The organism is Streptomyces sp. NPDC058864, assembly GCF_042742985.1.
Taxonomy (GTDB): domain Bacteria; phylum Actinomycetota; class Actinomycetes; order Streptomycetales; family Streptomycetaceae; genus Actinacidiphila.
In genome coordinates this window covers 1-1,201 of sequence record NZ_JBHYMQ010000168.1, presented here as the reverse complement: position 1 = coordinate 1,201, position 1,201 = coordinate 1, and the positions used below count along the sequence as shown (strand labels likewise).

Sequence of the window (1,201 nt, the reverse complement as noted above, 5' to 3'; positions counted from 1 at the left end):
GCTAGTGGCTCGGCTCGGATGGTCGACCAGGTAATTGATCGGCCTTAGGTCTCCCGGCAGGGTGTCTCCAGGATCTGATCGTGGAGGTGGCTGTGGGGCGTCGACCGGGAGTGTTTGTCCGGCCGGTGGGCATGGAGGAGGGCCGGCGACTGCAGCGGATAAGCCGGACCGCGAAGGATCCGGTCAGGCTGCGGCGGGCCATCGTGGTGATGATGTCCGCCCAGGGCCAGTCGGTGAAGGACATCACCTCGTTGATGCAGGTCAGCGAGGATTACGTGCGCGATGTCATCCACGCCTTCAACGAGCGGGGGTTCGAGGCACTGGACCCAAAATGGAGCGGGGGACGCCCGAGGGCGATCAATGAACGGATGCGTGAGCGCATCTGTCTGATCGCCCGGACGTCCCCCTCCGACTGGGGCATCGCCGCCTTCTCCACCTGGAGCCTGGCCAAACTGGCCGACCACCTGGTCGCCCGGAAGGTCGTGCCCGCCATCAGCCGGGAGACCCTGCGCCGGATCCTGCGCGAAGGCAACATCTCCTGGCAGGCCACCACGACCTGGAAGGCCTCCAGCGACCCGGACTTCATCGCCAAGATGCACCGGGTCCTGGAGTTGTACGACGTGCCACCCGCGGACGGCCGGGTGATCTGCGTGGACGAGTTCGGCCCGCTCAACCTGTTACCCCGCAGAGGCAAAGCCTGGCGGCCACACGGCAAGCCTCGCCGGATGCGGGCCACCTACCACCGCTACGACGGCGTGATGCACATGATCGCCGCCCTCGACCTGGCCACCGGGAAGATCTACTACCGGATACGCCAACGCAAACGATGGCAGGAGTTCCTCGGCCTCCTCAAGGCCCTGCGTGCCCGCTGGCCCGGGGAGAAGCTGCACGTTGTGCTGGACAACTTCTCCCCTCACAAGCACCCCAACGTCCGTGCGTGGGCTGCCGCCAACCAGGTCGAACTGGTCTTCCTGCCCACCTACGGATCCTGGCTCAACTGGATCGAATCCGAGTTCGCGGCCCTACGCTACTTCGCCCTCAACGGCACCGATCACCGCAGCCACGGCGAGCAGAACGCCGCCATCGGCGCCTACATCCGCTGGCGCAACGCCCGCGCCAACCCGAAAACCAACTTCGCCCCCGACTCACCGATCCGCACCTGGACCGATTACCCGGCCAAGGCTGCGTGACAAGCCACTAG

At 66.0% G+C, this 1,201-nt stretch carries 1 protein-coding gene; it reads left to right on the top strand.

From position 1 onward, the window contains the following. The first annotated feature begins 131 nt into the window (after positions 1-131). Positions 132-1,190, top strand: a complete 1,059-nt coding sequence (locus tag ACFW3D_RS42175) for an IS630 family transposase (protein WP_500513804.1) — start codon at positions 132-134, stop codon at positions 1,188-1,190. Positions 1,191-1,201 lie beyond the last annotated feature (11 nt).

Coding starts and splice junctions, on each gene's coding strand:
- ACFW3D_RS42175 (WP_500513804.1), top strand. CDS start 132: ATGGAGGAGGGCCGGCGACTGCAGCGGATAAGCCGGACCGCGAAGGAT.